General features: G+C 71.9%; 2 protein-coding genes (1 of these 2 only partly in view). Both read right to left on the bottom strand.

Annotation, left to right across the window (positions count from 1 at the left end; translation table 11 throughout):
* Positions 1 to 3,505 carry the 5' portion of an SDR family NAD(P)-dependent oxidoreductase gene (locus ACFYXV_RS19410; RefSeq protein ID WP_389383567.1) on the bottom strand. Its footprint begins 12,998 nt before the window's first position, so 3,505 of the gene's 16,503 nt are visible here — the first part of the coding sequence; its start codon is at positions 3,503 to 3,505; its stop codon lies beyond the left edge, outside the window.
* On the bottom strand, positions 3,506 to 19,228 hold the full coding sequence (locus tag ACFYXV_RS19405; RefSeq protein WP_389383667.1) for an SDR family NAD(P)-dependent oxidoreductase: 15,723 nt from the start codon (positions 19,226 to 19,228) through the stop codon (positions 3,506 to 3,508). It lies immediately after the preceding gene.

Raw genomic sequence — 19,228 nt, 5'->3', positions numbered from 1 at the left:
CGGCGAGGGTGACGGCGTCGGAACCGGCCGAGGCCATGCGCATCCGCAGGGACGTCGCGCCGACGGCGTGCAGGGAGACACCGTTCCAGGAGAAGGGCAGCAGGGTTTCGTCCCCGCTCGACTCCTCCTCCAGCAGGGCGGCGTGCATCGCGGAGTCGAGGAGGGCGGGGTGCAGGCCGAAGCGGGCCGCGTCCTCGTGGGCGGCTTCGGGCAGCCGGACTTCGGCGAACAGCTCCTCGCCGCGCTGCCAGGCCGCTTGGAGGCCCTGGAAGACCGGGCCGTAGCCGTAGCCGCGCTCACGCAGCCGGGTGTACGCGTCCTCGACGTCGACCGCGGTGGCGCCGGCGGGCGGCCACTGGGTGAAGTCGAACGGGGAGGCCTGCGCGCCACTGCCGATCAGGCCCTCGGCGTGCAGCGTCCACGGGGCGTCCTCGGACTCCTCCCGGGAGTGGACGCTCAGCGGGCGGCGGCCGGCCGGGTCCGGACCGCCGACGGTCACGCGAAGGACGACGCCGGTCTCGGGGGTCAGGATCAGCGGTGCCTGAAGGGTGAGCTCCTCCAGGACGTCGCAGCCGACGTGGTCGCCGGCGCGCAGCGCCAGCTCGACGAATCCGGTGCCGGGCAGGAGGACGGAGCCGAGTACGTGGTGGTCCGCGATCCAGGCGTGGGTGTCGAGGCCGAGGCGGGCGGTGAAGACCAGCCCGTCGGTCTCGGGGAGGGTGACGACACCGCCGAGCACGGGGTGCTCCACGGCAGTGAGGCCCATGGAAGCCGGGTTGCCGCCGAGTTCGGTGCCGAGCCAGGACTCGGCGAGGTACTCCAGGGTGTGCAGCCAGTACCGCTGGCGCTGGAAGGCGTAGGTGGGCAGGTCGACGCGGCGGGCACCCGTACCGGTGAAGAACGCCGTCCAGTCGACGGCGGTGCCGCGGACGTGGAGCTGGCCGAGGGCGGTCAGCAGCGCCGCAGCCTCCGGACGGTCCTTGCGCACCGCCGGAACGGTCAGGACGTTCTCACCCTCAAGGGACTGCTGCGCCATCGCCGACAGCACACCGTCCGGGCCCAGCTCGAAGAACCGCGAGACCCCTTCGGCCTCAAGGAAACGGACCCCGTCGGAGAAACGCACCGCCTCACGCACATGGCGGACCCAGTAGTCGGCAGTCGACAGTTCCGCACCCGCGAGGGTGCCGGTCACGTTCGAGACCACCGGGATGGCCGGCTGACCGTAGGTCAGACCCTCGGCGATCACACGGAACTCGTCGAGCATCGGCTCCATCAACGGCGAGTGGAACGCGTGCGACACCTTCAGACGGCTCGTCTTGCGACCCTCCGCCTCGAAGTGCGCACCGATCGCCAGCGCAGCAGCCTCCTCACCGGAAACCACCACCGAAGACGGCCCGTTGACCGCAGCGATCGAAACCAGCTCGGTCAGATGCGGGAGGACTTCCTCCTCCGTCGCCTGAATGGCGACCATCGCACCACCCGCAGGCAGCGCCTGCATCAGACGACCACGAGCCACCACCAGACGCGCAGCGTCCCCCAGCGACAGCACCCCGGACACATGCGCAGCGGCGATCTCGCCCACCGAGTGACCGGCCAGGAAGTCCGGACGAACTCCCCAGGACTCCACCAGGCGATACAGGGCGACCTCAACGGCGAACAGAGCAGGCTGCGAGAACTCCGTCTGATTCAGAGCATCCGCATCCACACCCCACACAACGTCCCGCAGCGAACGCGACAGATGCCCGTCCAGCTCACCCGCCACCGCGTCGAAGGCGGCAGCGAACACCGGGAACGCCCCATACAGCTCACGGCCCATACCGATGCGCTGCGCACCCTGACCCGTGAACAAGAACGCCGTACGGCCCTTGGCGCTGCGCCCGACAGCCTGACCACGGCCCTCGGCCACCGCCGCCAGACCGTGCAGGAGCTCCTCACGGTCCTGGCCGACGACGACCGCACGGTGCTCGTGCAGGGTGCGCCCGGTCGTCAGCGAGTAGGAGACGTCGAGCGGCTTCAGTACCTCTCGTTCCTCGACGTGCGCGAGCAGCCGCTCCGCCTGGGCCTCCAGGCCCTCGGCCGTCGCCGATGACAGCAGCCACGTCACGGCGGACGGCGCGGGGCCGTCCTCGACCGCGTCGGTGGCCGCCTCCTCATCCGGAGCCTGCTCGATGATGACGTGTGCATTGGTACCGCTGATGCCGAACGAGGAGACCCCGGCTCGGCGGGGACGCCCGAGCTCCGGCCATTCCCGCGCCTCGGCGAGCAGCTCGATGTCGCCCGCCTCCCAGTCCACCTGGTGCGAGGGCTCGTCACCGTCGAGGTGCAGGGTCTTGGGCAGGACACCGTGACGCATCGCCTCGACGACCTTGATGATCCCCGCGACACCGGCGGCGGCCTGCGTGTGGCCGATGTTCGACTTCAGCGAACCCAGCCACAACGGCTGCCCCTCCGGCCGCTCCTGGCCGTAGGTGGCCAACAGCGCCTGCGCCTCGATCGGGTCACCCAGCGTGGTACCCGTACCGTGCGCCTCCACCAGGTCCACGTCCGCCGTCGACAGACTCGCGGACGCCAGCGCCGCCTTGATCACCCGACGCTGCGAAGGACCGTTCGGAGCCGTCAGACCATTGCTCGCACCATCCTGGTTCACCGCGGAACCACGCACCACCGCCAGCACCGGATGCCCATTACGACGCGCATCCGACAACCGCTCCACGAGCAGCATGCCCGCGCCCTCGCCCCACACCGTGCCGTCCGCACCCGCAGCGAAGGACTTGCAGCGGGCGGCGTGGGAGAGGCCGCGCTGGCGGCTGAACTCGATGAAGGTCTCGGGGGTGGCCATGACGGCCACACCACCGACCAGTGCCAGCGAGCACTCCCCCGACCTGAGGGACTGGATGGCGGAGTGCAGAGCGACCAGCGAGGACGAGCAGGCCGTGTCGACGGTGACGGAGGGGCCCTCCAGCCCGAGGGCGTAGGAGATGCGGCCGGAGGCGATCGATCCGGTGCTCGCGTTGGCCGGGTAGTCGTGGTACATCATGCCGGCGAACACGCCGGTCGAGCTGCCCCGCAACGAGACGGGGTCTATCCCCGCCCGCTCCAGGGCTTCCCACGAGGTCTCCAGCAGCAGACGCTGCTGCGGGTCCATCATCAGCGCCTCGTTCGGGCTGATCCCGAAGAACGCCGGGTCGAACTCCGCCACCGAGTGAAGGAATCCGCCTTCACGGATGTAGCTGGTGTTCTCGCGCTCGCCGCTCGGGTCGTAGATCCGTTCGGTGTCCCAGCCCCGGTCGGACGGGAACTCGGAGATCCCGTCCACACCGTCGGCGACCAGCTTCCAGAGGTCCTCCGGCGACTCGACACCGCCCGGGTAGCGGCACGCCATCGCCACGATCGCGATCGGTTCACGGGCAGCCGCAGTGAGTTTCCGGTTCTGCGCGCGCAGCCGCTCGGTCTCCTTCAGCGACGACCGAAGAGCCTCGACAAGCTTCTGGTCAGAGCTGGCCATTTAAAGTTCTCCCGTTTCCTCTGTCGTATCGTCGAAGCCCTGACCGTCGAGCGCCATGAGGATGAGCGCATCGGTGTCCAAGTCGTCGATGGACGGCTGCCCGTCGGGGTCATCGTTGTCGGCGCTCCCAGAGCGCCGGTCGAGGATTCCCCCTAGTTCCAGCAGGGCATCGATGAGCCCCGCGTCCCTGAGGCGGCTGAACGGGATGTTCTGCAGTACCTGGCGGATCTCCTGCTCTTCGTCGAGGTCGGTTTCCGAGGCCGGTGCGAACTCGGATTCCAGGTGTTCCACCAGCACGGCGGCGTTCGGGTAGTCGAACACGAGGGTCGGCGGCAGCCGCAGTCCGGTGGCCGCGTTGACGAGGTTGCGGAACTCGACCGCACTCAGCGAGTCGAAGCCCAGTTCCTTGAAGGCGCGGTCCGGCTCGATGCCGTCGGCGTCCCCGTGGCCCAGTACCTCCGCCGCGTGCGTGCGGACGAGGTCCAGCAGGATCGAGCGGCGCTCCGCCTCTCCGGCGGCCTCAAGCCGCCGGCGCAGCGCCGAGCTGAGCCCGGCGGCGTTTCCGCTGCCGGCCGCACGGCGCGCGGGACGGCGTACGAGACCCCGCAGCAGGGCGGGCACGTCCGCGCCGTCCGCCGCCGACAGGTCCAGCTGTACGGGGACGAGGACGGGCGCGTCCAGGCCGCTCGCCGTGTCGAACAGGGACATGCCCCGCTCCGCGGAGAGCGCCTCGACGCCGGTGCGGTTCATCCGCTGCAGCGCCGAGTCGTCCAGCTCACCGGCCATGCCGCCGTCGTCGGCCCACAGACCCCACGCGAGCGACTGGCCGGCCAGGCCCTGCGCCCTGCGCCGGGCGGCGAGTGCGTCCAGGAAGGCGTTGGCCGCCGCGTAGTTGCCCTGGCCGGGGGTACCGAAAGTGCCCGCCGCCGAGGAGAACAGCACGAAGGCGGTGAGTTCCGCTCCGATCTCCTGCGTCAGTTCGTGCAGGTTGAGGGCGGCGTCGACCTTGGGCCGCAGCACTCCGTCCACCCGCTCCGGAGTGAGAGCGGTGATCACACCGTCGTCGAGCATGCCCGCCAGGTGGACCACTCCGGTGAGCGGGTGTCCGGCCGGCACCGACGCGAGGACCTTGGCCAGGGCGTCACGGTCGGCCGCATCGCAGGCGGCGACCTCGATGTGGGCGCCCTGCGCGGTCAGTTCCTCGACCAGTTCGGCCGCCCCGGGCGCCTCGATGCCGCGCCGGCTGGTCAGCAGCAGACGCCGCACGCCGTGCTCCGTGACCAGGTGACGGGTGACGAGTCGGCCCAGCGTGCCGGTGGCGCCGGTGAGGAGGACCGTGCCCCGGGCACCGAAGGTGCTCGCGGGCACCGGCTCGGCGGCGACGGGTACGCGCTGCAAGCGTGCCGCGTGGAACACGTCGCCCCGCACTGCGACCTGCGGTTCACCGAGGGCGACCACGGCCGGGACGGCTGCGGAGTCGGACAGATCGGCCAGCAGGAAGCGCTCCGGGTTCTCCGACTGCGCTGCGCGGACCAGACCCCAGACAGCGGCGCCGGCGAGGTCGGTGAGGGCGGAACCGTCCACCTCCACCGCGCCTTCGGTGACCACGAGCAGCTTCGCGTCGTCGTACCGGGCGTCCGCCAGCCAGCTCTGCAGAACGGACAGCGTCCGCTGTACCGCGGCGTGCACGGAGTCGGTGTCGGTGCCGGGTGCGGAGCGCAGTACGACCACCGCGGGCACGGGGTCCGCGGCGCCGAGCTCATCCCAATCCGCCCACGAGACGGCGGAAACCGCAGCCTGTGCCGGGGTCGGCAGCTGCGTCCAGCCCAGCTGGAACAGGCCGTCGTGGTGGGCGGACCCGCCGGCGGCGGAGAGCTGCTCCGCGGAGACCTCGCGCAGCACGAGGGTGTCCACGGACGCGACGGGCCGGCCGGCCGCGTCGGCCACGGCGAGCTTCACACCGTCGGTTCCGGCAGGGGTGACCCGTACGCGAACCAGACCGGCGCCCGCCGCGTGGAGGGCGACCCCGGTCCAGGCGAACGGAAGACGGGCGGCGGAGCGGTCGCCTTCGGAACCGGTACGCAGGCCGACGGCGTGCAGGCACGCGTCCAGCACGGCGGGGTGCATGGCGAACCGTGCCGCCTCGGCCAGGTGTGCCTCGTCGAGCGCGACCTCGGCGAACACCTCGTCGCCCAAGGTCCAGGCGGCGCGCAGGCCCTGGAAGGCCGGGCCGTACTCCAGACCGCCGGCGGCCAGGGACTCGTACAGGTCGTCCACCGCGACGGGCTCGGCACCGGCCGGCGGCCACGCTCCGAGATCGAAGCCCGCTTCGGCCGCGGCCGGGGACAGCAGACCGGTGGCGTGCCGGGTCCACGGGACGTCGGCCTCCGCGCGCTGGGGCCGTGAGTAGACGGCCAGCGGCCGGGCACCGGCCTCGTCGGGGATGCCGACGGTGACCTGAAGCTGGACGCCGCCGCCCTCGGGCATGACGAGCGGCGCCTCGATGGTCAGCTCGTCGATCAGGGCACAGCCGACCTGGTCACCGGCCCTGACGGCCAGCTCGACGAAGCCGGTGCCGGGGAAGAGCACGGTCCCCGCGACGGCGTGGTCGGCGAGCCACGGGTGGGTGGCGACGGACAGCCTGCCGGTGAGGACGACCGAGTCGTCGGCGGGCGATTCCAGCACGGCGTTGAGCAGCGGGTGCTCGACGGCGTCCAGGCCTGCGGCACCGAGGTCGGTTCCCGCGCGCTGCGCTTCGGTCCAGTAACTCCGGCGCTGGAAGGCGTAGGTGGGGAGGTCGACGCGGCGGGCACCGGTGCCCGCGAAGAACGCCGTCCAGTCGACGGCGGTGCCGCGGACGTGGAGCTGGCCGAGGGCGGTCAGCAGCGCCGCAGCCTCCGGACGGTCCTTGCGGACCGCCGGGACGGTCAGGACGTTGTCACCCTCAAGGGACTGCTGAGCCATCGCAGACAGCACACCGTCCGGGCCCAGCTCGAAGAACCGGGAAACGCCTTCGGCCTCAAGGAAACGGATCCCGTCGGAGAACCGCACCGCCTCACGCACGTGCCGGACCCAGTACTCGGGAGTCGACAGCTCCTCACCCGCCAGCGTGCCGGTCACGTTGGAGACCACCGGAATGCGGGGTGTGTGGAAGGTGAGGCCCTCGGCGATCGCACGGAACTCGTCGAGCATCGGCTCCATGAGCGGCGAGTGGAACGCGTGGCTGACCTTGAGACGGCTCGTCTTGCGACCCTCGGCGGCGAAGTGCGCACCGATCGCCAGCGCGGCAGCCTCGTCACCGGAAACCACGATGGACGACGGCCCGTTGACCGCAGCGATGGACACGCCATCAGTCAGCAGGGGAAGGACTTCCTCCTCGGTCGCCTGAATGGCGACCATCGCACCACCCGCAGGCAGCGCCTGCATCAGACGACCACGAGCCACCACCAGACGGGCCGCGTCCTCCAGCGACAGCACCCCGGAGACGTGAGCTGCGGCCAGCTCGCCGACCGAGTGACCGGCCAGGAAGTCCGCACGGACCCCCCACGCCTCCACCAGGCGATACAGGGCGACCTCAACAGCGAACAGAGCGGGCTGCGAGAACTCCGTCTGGTTCAGAGCATCCGCATCCACACCCCACACAACGTCCCGCAGCGAACGCGACAGATGCCCGTCCAGCTCACCCGCCACCGCATCGAACGCGGCAGCGAACACCGGGAACGCGGCGTGCAGCTCACGGCCCATACCGATGCGCTGCGCACCCTGCCCCGTGAACAAGAACGCCGTACGAGACGTCGAACGACGAGCCGAAACCGCACCACGGCCGGCAGCCACAGCCGCCAGACCCCGCACCAGCTCCTCACGATCCTCACCGACCACCACCGCACGGTGATCATGGACCGTACGCCCGGTCGCCAGGGAGTACGCCACATCCAGCGCATCCAGGGCGTCGTCGGCATCCACATGCGCCAGCAGCCGCTCCGCCTGAGCCGCCAGACCCTCGGCGGAAGCCGCGGACACCAGCCACGGCACGAGGCCACCGGTCTTCGCCGCGTCCGCCTGCGGGCCGTCCTCGGTGACCTGCTCGATGATGACGTGCGCATTGGTACCGCTGATACCGAATGCCGAAACGCCGGCTCGGCGGGGACGCCCGAGCTCCGGCCACTCGCGCGCCTCGGCGAGCAGCTCGATGTCGCCCGCCTCCCAGTCCACCTGGTGCGAGGGCTCGTCACCGTCGAGGTGCAGCGTCTTGGGCAGGACACCGTGACGCATCGCCTCGACGACCTTGATGATCCCCGCCACACCAGCCGCGGCCTGCGTGTGGCCGATGTTCGACTTCAGCGAACCCAGCCACAGCGGCCGGCCCTCCTCGCGGCCCTGGCCGTAGGTGGCCAGCAGCGCCTGCGCCTCGATCGGGTCACCCAGCGTGGTACCCGTACCGTGCGCCTCCACCAGGTCCACGTCCGCCGTCGACAGACTCGCGGACGCCAGCGCCGCCTTGATCACCCGACGCTGCGAAGGACCGTTCGGAGCCGTCAGACCATTGCTCGCACCATCCTGGTTCACCGCAGAACCGCGCACCACCGCCAGCACCGGATGCCCGTTACGACGCGCATCCGACAACCGCTCCACAAGGAGCATGCCGACGCCCTCGCCCCAGGCGGTGCCGTCCGCACCGGCCGCGAAGGAGCGGCATCGGCCGTCGGCCGACAGACCTCGCTGGCGGCTGAACTCGACGAACACGTCCGGGGTGGCCATGACGGCCACACCGCCGGCGAGCGCCATCGAGCACTCCCCCGCACGCAGCGCCTGGATCGCCCAGTGCAGGGCCACCAACGACGAGGAGCACGCCGTGTCGACCGTCACCGCCGGACCCTCCAGCCCGAAGACGTACGAAAGGCGGCCCGAAGCGATCGATCCGGTGTTCGTGTTGTCGGCGTAGTCGTGGTACATCATGCCGGCGAACACGCCGGTCGAGCTGCCCCGCAGCGTCGCCGGGTCGATGCCCGCCCGCTCGAAGACCTCCCACGAGGCCTCCAGCAGCAGCCGCTGCTGCGGATCCATGTAGAGCGCCTCGTTCGGGCTGATCCCGAAGAACGCCGGGTCGAACTCGTCCGCGGTGTGGAGGAATCCGCCCTCGCGGACGTAGCTGGTGTTCGGGCGCTCCTTGCTCGGGTCGAAGATCTCGTCGAGGTCCCAGCCGCGGTTCGACGGGAACTCGGAGATCCCGTCGACACCGTCGGCGACCAGCTTCCAGAGGTCCTCCGGCGACTCGACACCGCCGGGGTAGCGGCAGGCCATCGACACGATCGCGATCGGGTCGTCGTCCGACGCCGTCGCGGCGGCGACGATGTCGCTGCCCTCGACGGATCCGGTCAGCTCGGCCGCCAGGTGACCGGCGACCGCTTCGGAGGTCGGGTAGTCGAAGACGAGCGTGGCCGACAGACGCAGGCCGGACACCTCGTTGAGGCGGTTGCGCAGTTCGACGGCGGCGAGGGAGTCGAAGCCCAGTTCGCTGAAGGCGCGTCCGGCCTCGACGGCGTCCACCGACGGGTGCCCGAGCACCTCGGCCACCTGTGCACGGACCAGGTCGACGAGGAAGCGCTCCCGCGTGTCCTGCGGCATCCCGGCGAGCTGTGCACCGAGGCCCGAACCCGCGCCGGTCCCGGCGCCGTTGCGGGCGGTCTGCCGGGTCGGCGTACGGACGAGACCGCGCAGCATCGGCAGCGAGTTCCCGGTCGCGGCCTGGGCGCGCAGAGCGGCCAGGTCGAGCCGGAGCAGGACGTTCAGCGGAGCCTCGGAGCCGAGTGCCCGGTCGAAGAGCGCGAGGCCCTCGTCGACGGAGAGCGGCGGGAAGCCCTGGCGGCGCAGCCGCCGGACGGTCGCCTCGTCGAGGTGCCCGCCCATGCCCGACTCCCACAGGCCCCAGGCCAGGGAGACCGCGGGCAGTCCCAGGGACCGCCGGTGGGCGGCGAGGGTGTCCAGGAAGACGTTGGCCGTCGCGTAGTTGGCCTGCCCCGCCGCGCCGAGCGTGCCGGCGACGGAGGAGAAGACGACGAACGCGGCCAGGTCCGTGGCGCGGGTGAGTTCGTGCAGGTGCCAGGCCGCGTCGGCCTTCGGCGCCAGCACGGTGTCGAACCGCTCCGGCGTCAGAGCCCCGACGACACCGTCGTCCAGGACTCCGGCCGAATGGACCACACCTGTCAGCGGATGCTCCGCCGGCACCGCCGCCAGGACGGCCGCCAATGCCTCACGGTCGGAGACATCGCAGGCCGAGACGGTGACGCTCGCGCCCAGTCCGGCCAGCTCCGCCCGCAGTTCGGCGGCGCCGGGGGCGTCGAGGCCCCGCCGGCTGGTGAGCAGCAGGTGCCGCACCCCGTACTCGGTGACCAGGTGGCGGGCGACGAGCGCACCCAGACCACCCGTACCGCCGGTGACCAGCACCGTGCCCTCGGCGTCGAAGGCGACGTCGGAGGTCTCGTGCACCGCCTTCACCAGACGGGGAACCAGCACCGTGCCCGCTCGCAGCGCCACCTCGGACTCGCCGCCGGCGACCGCGGCCGCCAGCACCCGGAGCGACTCGGCCGAGCCGTCCACGTCCACGAGCGCGAAGCGGTCGGGGTTCTCGCTCTGCGCGGCCCGCACCAGGCCCCACACCGCGGCGGGTGCCAGGGTCTGCGCCGCGCGGCCGGCATCGGGTCCGGCGGCACCGCGTGTCACGACGACGAGCCGCGAGGCGGCGAACCGCTCGTCGCCCGACCAGGTCTGTACGGCCTCCAGGACCAGGTGCGCGGCCCGGTGCGCCGCGGCCGGGACTTCCGCGTCGGGCTCCGTGACGACCGGGAGCAGCACGTGCGCCGGCACGTCCCCGCCGGCGTCGACCGAGGCCAGCAGGGCGGTCAGGTCCGCGTGGTGCGCGGCGCCGGTTCCCAGGTCCAGTACGTCCGGGCCGACCACGGCCCAGTCGGTGCCGGCCGGCGGGGTCGCGGCCGAGACCGGTACGGGCGCCCACTCCACCTCGTACGAGACGGGTCCGCGGTCGGTGCCGGCAAACGCGAGCTGCTCGGCCGAGACCTCACGGGCCACCAGTGAGGAGACGCTGAGGACGGTGTGGCCGGAGCTGTCCGCGACGGTCAGCTCGCGGCTGTCCGGGCCGGTCGGCGAGACGCGCACCCGCAGCGAGGTGGCACCCGTGGCGCGCAGCGCCACCGCGTTCCATGCGAAGGGCACGAGAGCACCGCCCGCGTCGGCCCCCGCGGCGTCGTCCTCGGCGGCGTCGCCGATCAGGCTGACGTGGAGGGCGGAATCGAGGAGGGCGGGGTGGATGCCGACACGGTCGGCGTCCTCGTACGCCTCTTCGGGCAGTTCGACCTCGGCATAGACGGTGTCACCGGCCCGCCAGGCGGCCTTGAGGCCCTGGAAGGTCGGCCCGTAGCCCAGGCCGCGCGCGAGCAGCCGCTCGTAGACGCCGTCGACGGGCAGCTGCTCGGCGCCGGCGGGCGGCCACTGGGCGAGGTCGTGCGCCGGAACGGGCACATCGGACGCCAGCAGACCGTCGGCGTGCAGCAGCCATGCTTCGTCGCCGGACTTGGCCCGCGAATGGATCCGCACGGAACGGCTGCCGTCGGCACGGGTGACGCCGACGGCGACCCGCAGCACCACGGCTCCCTGCTCGGGCAGTACGAGGGGTGCCTGCAGGGTCAGTTCGGCGAGGCCGTCGAGACCGACGTGCTCTCCGGCTTGCAGAGCCAGTTCGACGAAGGCCGTGCCGGGCAGCAGGACGCTGCCGAAGGCCTGGTGGTCGCCGATCCACGGGTGCGTGGCGAGCGACAGCTGTCCGGTGAACACCGGTCCGTCGGCATCGGGCGATTCGACGATTCCGCCGAGCAGAAGGTGGTCGAGTGCATCCACACCGGTGGCCGCCCCACCGCCGGAGCCGGCGCCGGCCCACGGGTCGGCCCAGTAGCGGAGGGTGTCCACCCAGTACCGCTGGCGCTGGAAGGCGTAAGTGGGCAGGTCGACGCGGCGGGCACCGGTGCCCGCGAAGAACGCCGTCCAGTCGACGGCGGTGCCGCGGACGTGGAGCTGGCCGAGGGCGGTCAGCAGGGCCGGGGCCTCCGGACGGTCCTTTCGCACCGCCGGAACGGTCAGGACGTTCTCACCCTCAAGGGACTGCTGAGCCATCGCAGACAGCACACCGTCCGGACCCAGCTCGAAGAACCGGGAAACGCCTTCGGCCTCAAGGAAACGGATCCCGTCGGAGAACCGCACCGCTTCACGCACATGGCGGACCCAGTAGTCGGCAGTGGACAGTTCCTCACCCGCGAGGGTGCCGGTCACGTTCGAGACGACCGGGATGCGGGGTGTGTGGAAGGTGAGGCCCTCGGCGATCGCACGGAACTCGTCGAGCATCGGCTCCATCAACGGCGAGTGGAACGCGTGACTGACCTTGAGACGGCTCGTCTTGCGACCCTCGGCGGCAAAGTGCTCGCCAATGGCCAGCGCGGCAGCCTCGTCACCGGAAACCACGATGGACGACGGCCCGTTGACCGCAGCGATCGAAACCAGCTCGGTCAGATGCGGGAGGACTTCCTCCTCGGTCGCCTGAATGGCGACCATCGCACCACCCGCAGGCAGCGCCTGCATCAGACGACCACGAGCCACCACCAGACGCGCAGCGTCCTCCAGCGACAGCACCCCGGAGACGTGCGCTGCGGCGAGCTCGCCGACCGAGTGACCGGCGACGAAGTCCGGACGGACCCCCCACGCCTCCACCAGACGGAACAGGGCGACTTCGATGGCGAACAGAGCGGGCTGCGAGAACTCCGTCTGGTTCAGAGCATCCGCATCCACACCCCAGACCACGTCCCGCAACGGACGCGAGAGGTGCCCGTCCAGCTCGCCCGCGACCGCGTCGAACGCGGCGGCGAACACCGGGAACGCCCCATACAGCTCACGGCCCATACCGATGCGCTGCGCACCCTGACCCGTGAACAAGAAAGCGGTACGGCCCTTGGCGCTGCGCCCGACAGCCTGACCACGGCCCTCGGCCACCGCCGCCAGACCATGCAGGAGCTCCTCACGGCTCTCACCGACGATCGCCGCACGGTGTTCCATCGCCGGGCGGGTCGTGGCCAGCGACAGTGCCACGTCGAACAGGTCCGGGCCGTCGTTCGCCTCGACGTGCGCGATCAGCTGGGCGGCCTGGGCGGGCAGTGCCTCGGCCGACTTCGCCGAAAGCACCCACAGGGCGGGTGTCGTGGCGTCGGATCCGGCGGGTGCCGCCGTGTCGTCCTGTACGTGCTCGATGATGACGTGTGCGTTGGTGCCACTGATGCCGAACGAGGAGACCCCGGCTCGGCGGGGACGCCCGAGCTCCGGCCACTCGCGCGCCTCGGCGAGCAGCTCGATGTCGCCCGCCTCCCAGTCGACCTGGTGCGAGGGCTCGTCACCGTCGAGGTGCAGGGTCTTGGGCAGGACACCGTGACGCATCGCCTCGACGACCTTGATGATCCCCGCCACACCGGCGGCGGCCTGCGTGTGGCCGATGTTGGACTTCAGCGAACCCAGCCACAACGGCTGTCCCTCCGGCCGCTCCTGGCCGTAGGTCTCCAGGAGGGCCTGGGCTTCGATCGGGTCGCCGAGCGTGGTGCCGGTGCCGTGCGCCTCCACCAGGTCCACGTCCGCCGTGGAGAGCCCGGCCGAGGCGAGCGCCTGCCGGATCACCCGCCGCTGCGAAGGACCGTTCGGAGCCGTCAGACCATTGCTCGCACCGTCCTGGTTGACGGCCGAACCGCGCACCACCGCCAGCACCGGATGCCCGTTACGACGCGCATCCGACAACCGCTCCACGAGCAGCATGCCGACACCTTCACCCCACACGGTGCCGTCCGCGCCGGCGGCGAAGGACTTGGCCCGCGCGTCCTGGGAGAGGCCGCGCTGGCGGCTGAACTCGACGAAGGCCTCGGGGGTGGCCATGACGGCCACGCCGCCCGCGAGGGCCATCGAGCATTCACCGGTGCGCAGCGCCTGGATCGCCCAGTGCAGGGCGACCAGCGAGGACGAGCACGCCGTGTCGACCGTGACGGCCGGGCCCTCCAGCCCGAAGACGTACGAGACGCGGCCGGACGCGATGGCGCCCGTGCCGCTGTTCGCGGCGTAGTCGTGGTACATCATGCCGGCGAACACGCCGGTGGAGCTGCCCCGCAGCGTCGCCGGGTCGATGCCCGCCCGCTCGAAGACCTCCCACGAGGCCTCCAGCAGCAGACGCTGCTGCGGATCCATGTAGAGCGCCTCGTTCGGGCTGATCCCGAAGAACGCCGGGTCGAAGTGCGCGGCGTCGTGCAGGAATCCGCCCTCGCGGATGTAGCTGGTGTTCTCGCGCTCGCCGCTCGGGTCGAAGAGGGCGTCGGTGTCCCAGCCGCGGTCGGTCGGGAACTCGGAGATCCCGTCGATGCCACCCGCGACCATCTGCCACAGCGCCTCCGGCGACTCGACGCCGCCGGGGTAGCGGCAGGCCATCGAGACGATGGCGATCGGGTCGTCGTCGACGGGGGCCTGCCCGGGGGTGAGCGGGGTCGCCGTGGTCTCGCCGAGGCCGGACAGCTCCTCCAGCAGGTGTCGGGCCAGCGCCGTCGGGGTCGGGTAGTCGAAGACGAGGGTGGCCGGGAGGCGCAGCCCCGTATCGCTGTTGAGGCCGTTGCGGAGTTCGACGGCGGCGAGCGAGTCGAAGCCGAGGTCCCGGAAGGCGCGTTCCGCCTCGATGGCCTGGCCCGAGCCGAAGCCGAGGACGAGGGCCGCGCGGTTGAGCACGAGGTCGAGCAGGGTGGTTTCCCACTCGGCCTCCGGCAGTCCGGCCAGCTGACGGCGCAGGGAGCCGGATCCGGCGGCGGTGTCCCGGGCGGTACGCCGTCGGGCGGCGGGGACGAGACCGCGCAGCAGTGCGGGGAAGGTGTCGCCGGCGTTGCGGATGGCCGGGAGGTCGAACTTGACGGGGACGACCGTGGGCGCGTCGGTCGCGACGGCCGCGTCGAAGAGGTCGAGCCCTTCCGCCGGTGCCAGCGGGAAGATGCCGCCTTGCGACATCCGCGCGTGATGGGTGTCGGCGAGGGTCTCGGCCATGCCACCGGCCCACGGGCCCCAGGCCAGCGCTTGCGCGGGCAGGCCGGAGGCGCGTCGGTGGGTGGCGAGCCCGTCGAGGAAGGCGTTCGCCGCGGCGTAGTTGCCCTGTCCCGGGGTGCCGAGGGTGCCGGCGCCCGAGGAGAAGAGGACGAACGCCGTCAGGTCGATGCCCGCGGTGAGTTCGTGCAGGTTGAGTGCGGCGTCGGCCTTGGGTGCGAGGACGGAGTCGACGCGCTCGTGGGTGAGGGAGGTCAGGATGCCGTCGTCGAGGACGCCCGCGAGGTGGACGATGGCGGTCGGCGTGGTGCGGGAGAGCAGGCGGGCCAGCGCTTCGCGGTCGGCCGCGTCACAGGCTTCGAGAGTGACCTCGGCTCCCAGCCCGACGAGTTCGGCGCGCAGTTCGGTCGCCCCGGGGGCGTCCGGGCCGCGGCGGCTGGTGAGCAGGAGGCGCCGGACGCCGTGGCGGGTGACCAGGTGGCGGGCCAGGAGGGATCCGAGGCTGCCGGTGGCTCCGGTGAGCAGCACGGTGCTGTCGGGGCCGAAGGCGGGGGCCTGCTCCTCGGCGGGGGCGGACACCCGGGCGAGTCGGGCGGCGTACGGCACTCCGGCGCGTACGGCGATCTGGGGTTCGCCGGTGGCCAGCGCGATGTCGAGGGCCTGGTCACGGCCTTCCTGCGTGGCGTCGGCGCCCGTGTCGACGAGGACGATGCGGCCCGGATTCTCGGACTGTGCGGAGCGGGCCAGACCCCAGACGGCCGCGCCGGCCAGATCGGTGACGTCCTCGCCGTCCAGGGCGACGGCGCCCTGTGTGACCAGGACCAGCTGCCGTTCGTCCGCGTCGGCGAGGCCGCTCTGCAGGAAGTCGAGCGCGTCCTTGACGGCACCGTGCAGGGCCTCGGCGTCGGTGCCGGGCGTGCTGCGCAGCACGAGGGTGCGGCTCGCCGCGGGGTCCGCGTCGTCGGTCGCGGGGACGGCGGTCCAGTCCGTCCGGTAGAGGGAGTCTTGCTGCGGGGAGCTCGCGGAGGCGATCTGCTCGGCGGAGATGGGCCGTACGGTGAGGGACTCGACGGAAGCCACGGGCCGGCCCGAGCCGTCGGCGACGGCGAGCGTGATGCTGTCCGTACCGGTACGGGTGAGCCGGACCCGGAGGTCGGCGGCGCCCGAGGCGTGCAGGACGACCTGGCTCCACGCGAACGGGATGGCGGCCTGCTCCGCGGAGGCACCGGTGAAGACGATCGCGTGAAGGGCGGCGTCCAGCGCCGCCGGGTGGAGACCGAGCCGCTGGGCGTCGGCGTGCGCCCCGGACGGCAGGGCGACCTCGGCATAGACGGTGTCACCGGCCCGCCAGGCGGCCTTGAGGCCCTGGAACACGGGGCCGTAGGAGAGTCCGGCCTCCGACAGGGTCGTGTAGTGACCGTCGAGGTCGATGGCCTCGACGTTCAGCGGCGGCCACGGATCGAGGGTGGTGCCGGTGGAGGTGCCGGCGGTCTGGGGACGGAGCACACCGGTGGCGTGCCGGGTCCACGGCAGGTCCGCTTCGGCGTGCTGGGGGCGGGAGTGGACGCTGAACGGGCGCGCCTGCGAGCCCTCTGCGGGTGCGCCGATGGCGACCTGCAGCTGGACGCCGCCGCGCTCGGGCAGGACGAGCGGAGCCTCCAGGGTCAGCTCGTCGACCTCTCCGCAGCCGACCTGGTCGCCGGCCCTGATGGCCAGCTCCACGAAACCGGTGCCGGGGAAGAAGACGGATCCGCCGACCACGTGGTCGGCGAGCCAGGGGTGGGTGGAGACGGACAGGCGCCCGGTCAGTACGACGCCCTCGGAGTCGGCGAGGACGACGGCGGCGCCGAGCAGCGGGTGGTCGGCGGAGTCGAGACCGGCCGAAGCCACGTCGCCGATGCCGCTTTCGGGAACGATCCAGTAGCGCTCGTGCTGGAAGGCGTAGGTGGGGAGGTCGACGCGGCGGGCACCCGTACCGGTGAAGAACGCCGTCCAGTCCACGGCGGTGCCGCGGACGTGGAGCTGGCCGAGGGCGGTCAGCAGCGCCGCAGCCTCCGGACGGTCCTTTCGCACCGCCGGGACGGTCAAGACGTTGTCACCCTCAAGGGACTGCTGCGCCATCGCCGACAGCACACCGTCCGGACCCAGCTCGAAGAACCGGGAAACACCCTCCGACTCCATGAACCGAACACCGTCGGAGAACCGCACCGCCTCACGCACATGCCGCACCCAGTACTCGGCAGTCGACAGCTCCTCACCCGCCAGCGTGCCGGTCACATTCGAGACCACCGGAATGCGGGGTGTGTGGAAGGTGAGGCCCTCGGCGATCGCACGGAACTCGTCGAGCATCGGCTCCATCAACGGCGAGTGGAACGCGTGACTGACCTTGAGACGGCTCGTCTTGCGACCCTCGGCGGCGAAGTGCTCGCCAATGGCCAGTGCGGCAGCCTCGTCACCGGAGACGACCACCGAAGACGGTCCGTTGACCGCAGCGATCGAAACCAGCTCGGTCAGATGCGGGAGGACTTCCTCCTCGGTCGCCTGAATGGCGACCATCGCACCACCCGCAGGCAGCGCCTGCATCAGACGACCACGAGCCACCACCAGACGGGCCGCGTCCTCCAGGGACAGCACCCCCGAGACGTGAGCTGCGGCCAGCTCGCCCACCGAGTGACCGGCGAGGAAGTCCGGACGGACCCCCCAGGCCTCCACCAGCCGGTACAGGGCGACTTCGATGGCGAACAGAGCGGGCTGCGAGAACTCCGTCTGATTCAGAGCATCCGCATCCACACCCCACACAACGTCCCGCAGCGAACGCGACAGATGCCCGTCCAGCTCACCCGCCACCGCGTCGAACGCGGCAGCGAACACCGGGAACGCCCCATACAGCTCACGGCCCATACCGATCCGCTGCGCACCCTGACCCGTGAACAAGAAAGCGGTGAGTCCCTCGGTCACGAGACCGGTCTGCAGCGCCGGGTGCGGTTCGCCCTCGGCCAGTGCGGTGAACGCCGCGAGGGCGCCGGCGGCGTCTTCCGCCAGGACCACCGCCCGGTGTTCCAGCGCCGAACGCCCGGTGGCGAGGGAGTGGGCGAGGTCGAGGGGCTCCGCCCCTGCCAGGACGGGCGCGATCCGGTCGGCCTGGCCCGCGAGCGCCGCGGCGCTGCGCGCCGAGACCAGCCAGGGCAGCGGGAGCCCGTCGGCCCATGCGGCGGGGGGTGCGCCCTCCTGCGGTTCCTCGGCGGGCGCCTCGGCGGCCGGGGCCTCCTCCACGATGACGTGGGCGTTGGTCCCGCTGACGCCGAACGCGGAGATGCCGGCCCGGCGCGGGTGCTCGGTCTCGGGCCAGTCGACGGACTCGTCGAGCAGCCGGACGTCTCCGGCCGTCCAGTCCACGTGGCTGGACGGCTCGGTGACGTGCAGGGTCTTGGGCAGGACGCCGTGGCGCATCGCCTGGACCATCTTGATGATCCCGCCGACGCCGGCCGCGGCCTGGGCGTGGCCGATGTTCGACTTCAGCGAGCCCAGCCACAGCGGCCGGCCTTCGGGGCGGCCCTGGCCGTAGGTGGCGAGCAGGGCCTGCGCCTCGATCGGGTCGCCGAGGGTCGTGCCGGTGCCGTGGCCCTCGACGGCGTCGACCTGGGCGGCGGGGACTCCCGCGGCGGCGAGGGCCTGGCGGATGACGCGCTGCTGGGCGAGGCCGTTGGGGGCGGTGAGGCCGTTGCTCGCACCGTCCTGGTTGACGGCGGAGCCGCGTACCACGGCGAGCACCGGGTGGCCGTTGCGGCGGGCGTCGGAGAGGCGTTCGAGGACGAGCATGCCCGCCCCCTCGGCCCAGCCGGTGCCGTCCGCACTGTCGGAATAGGCCTTGCAGCGGCCGTTGGCGGCGAGTCCCTTCTGCTTGCTGAAGGCGATGAAGGGGCCGGGCGTGGACATCACCATGACGCCGCCCGCGAGGGCGAGGCTGCATTCGCGCTTGCGCAGGGCCTGGGCGGCGAGGTGCACGGCCACCAGCGAGGACGAGCAGGCGGTGTCGATGGTGAGGGAGGGGCCTTCGAGACCGAGGGCGTACGAGATGCGGCCGGAGATCACCGCGGCCACGGCGGCCGTGCCGAGATACGCCTCGGCGGCTTCGGGTGCTGCGGAAAGGAGGTCGCCGTAGTCCTGGAAGCCGGAGCCGACGAACACGCCGACCCGGCCGCCGTGCAGGCTGTCGGGGGCGACGCCGGCGCGCTCGACGGCCTCCCAGGAGACCTCCAGCATCAGCCGCTGCTGCGGGTCCATGGCGAGGGCCTCGCGCGGCGATATCCCGAAGAACGGGGCGTCGAACTCGCCGGCGCCGTAGAGGAAGCCGCCTTCGCCGACGTAGCTGGTGCCGGAGCCCGCGGAGTCGCCGTCGCCGAGGATGGCGTCGAGGTCCCAGCCGCGGTCGGCGGGGAAGGGTGCGACCGCGTCGGCGCCGTCGGCGACGAGCTGCCAGAGCTGCTCGGGCGACTCGACTCCGCCCGGGTACCGGCACGCCATCGACACGATGGCGATGGGGTCGTTGTCCGCGGACTCGACCTCCTGGAGCCGGCGGCGCGTCTGTGCCAGGTCGGCGGTCAC

The sequence above is a fragment of the Streptomyces sp. NPDC002181 genome, assembly GCF_042890485.1.
Taxonomy (GTDB): Bacteria; Actinomycetota; Actinomycetes; order Streptomycetales; family Streptomycetaceae; genus Streptomyces.
This window is presented reverse-complemented; position numbering and strand designations above follow the sequence as displayed.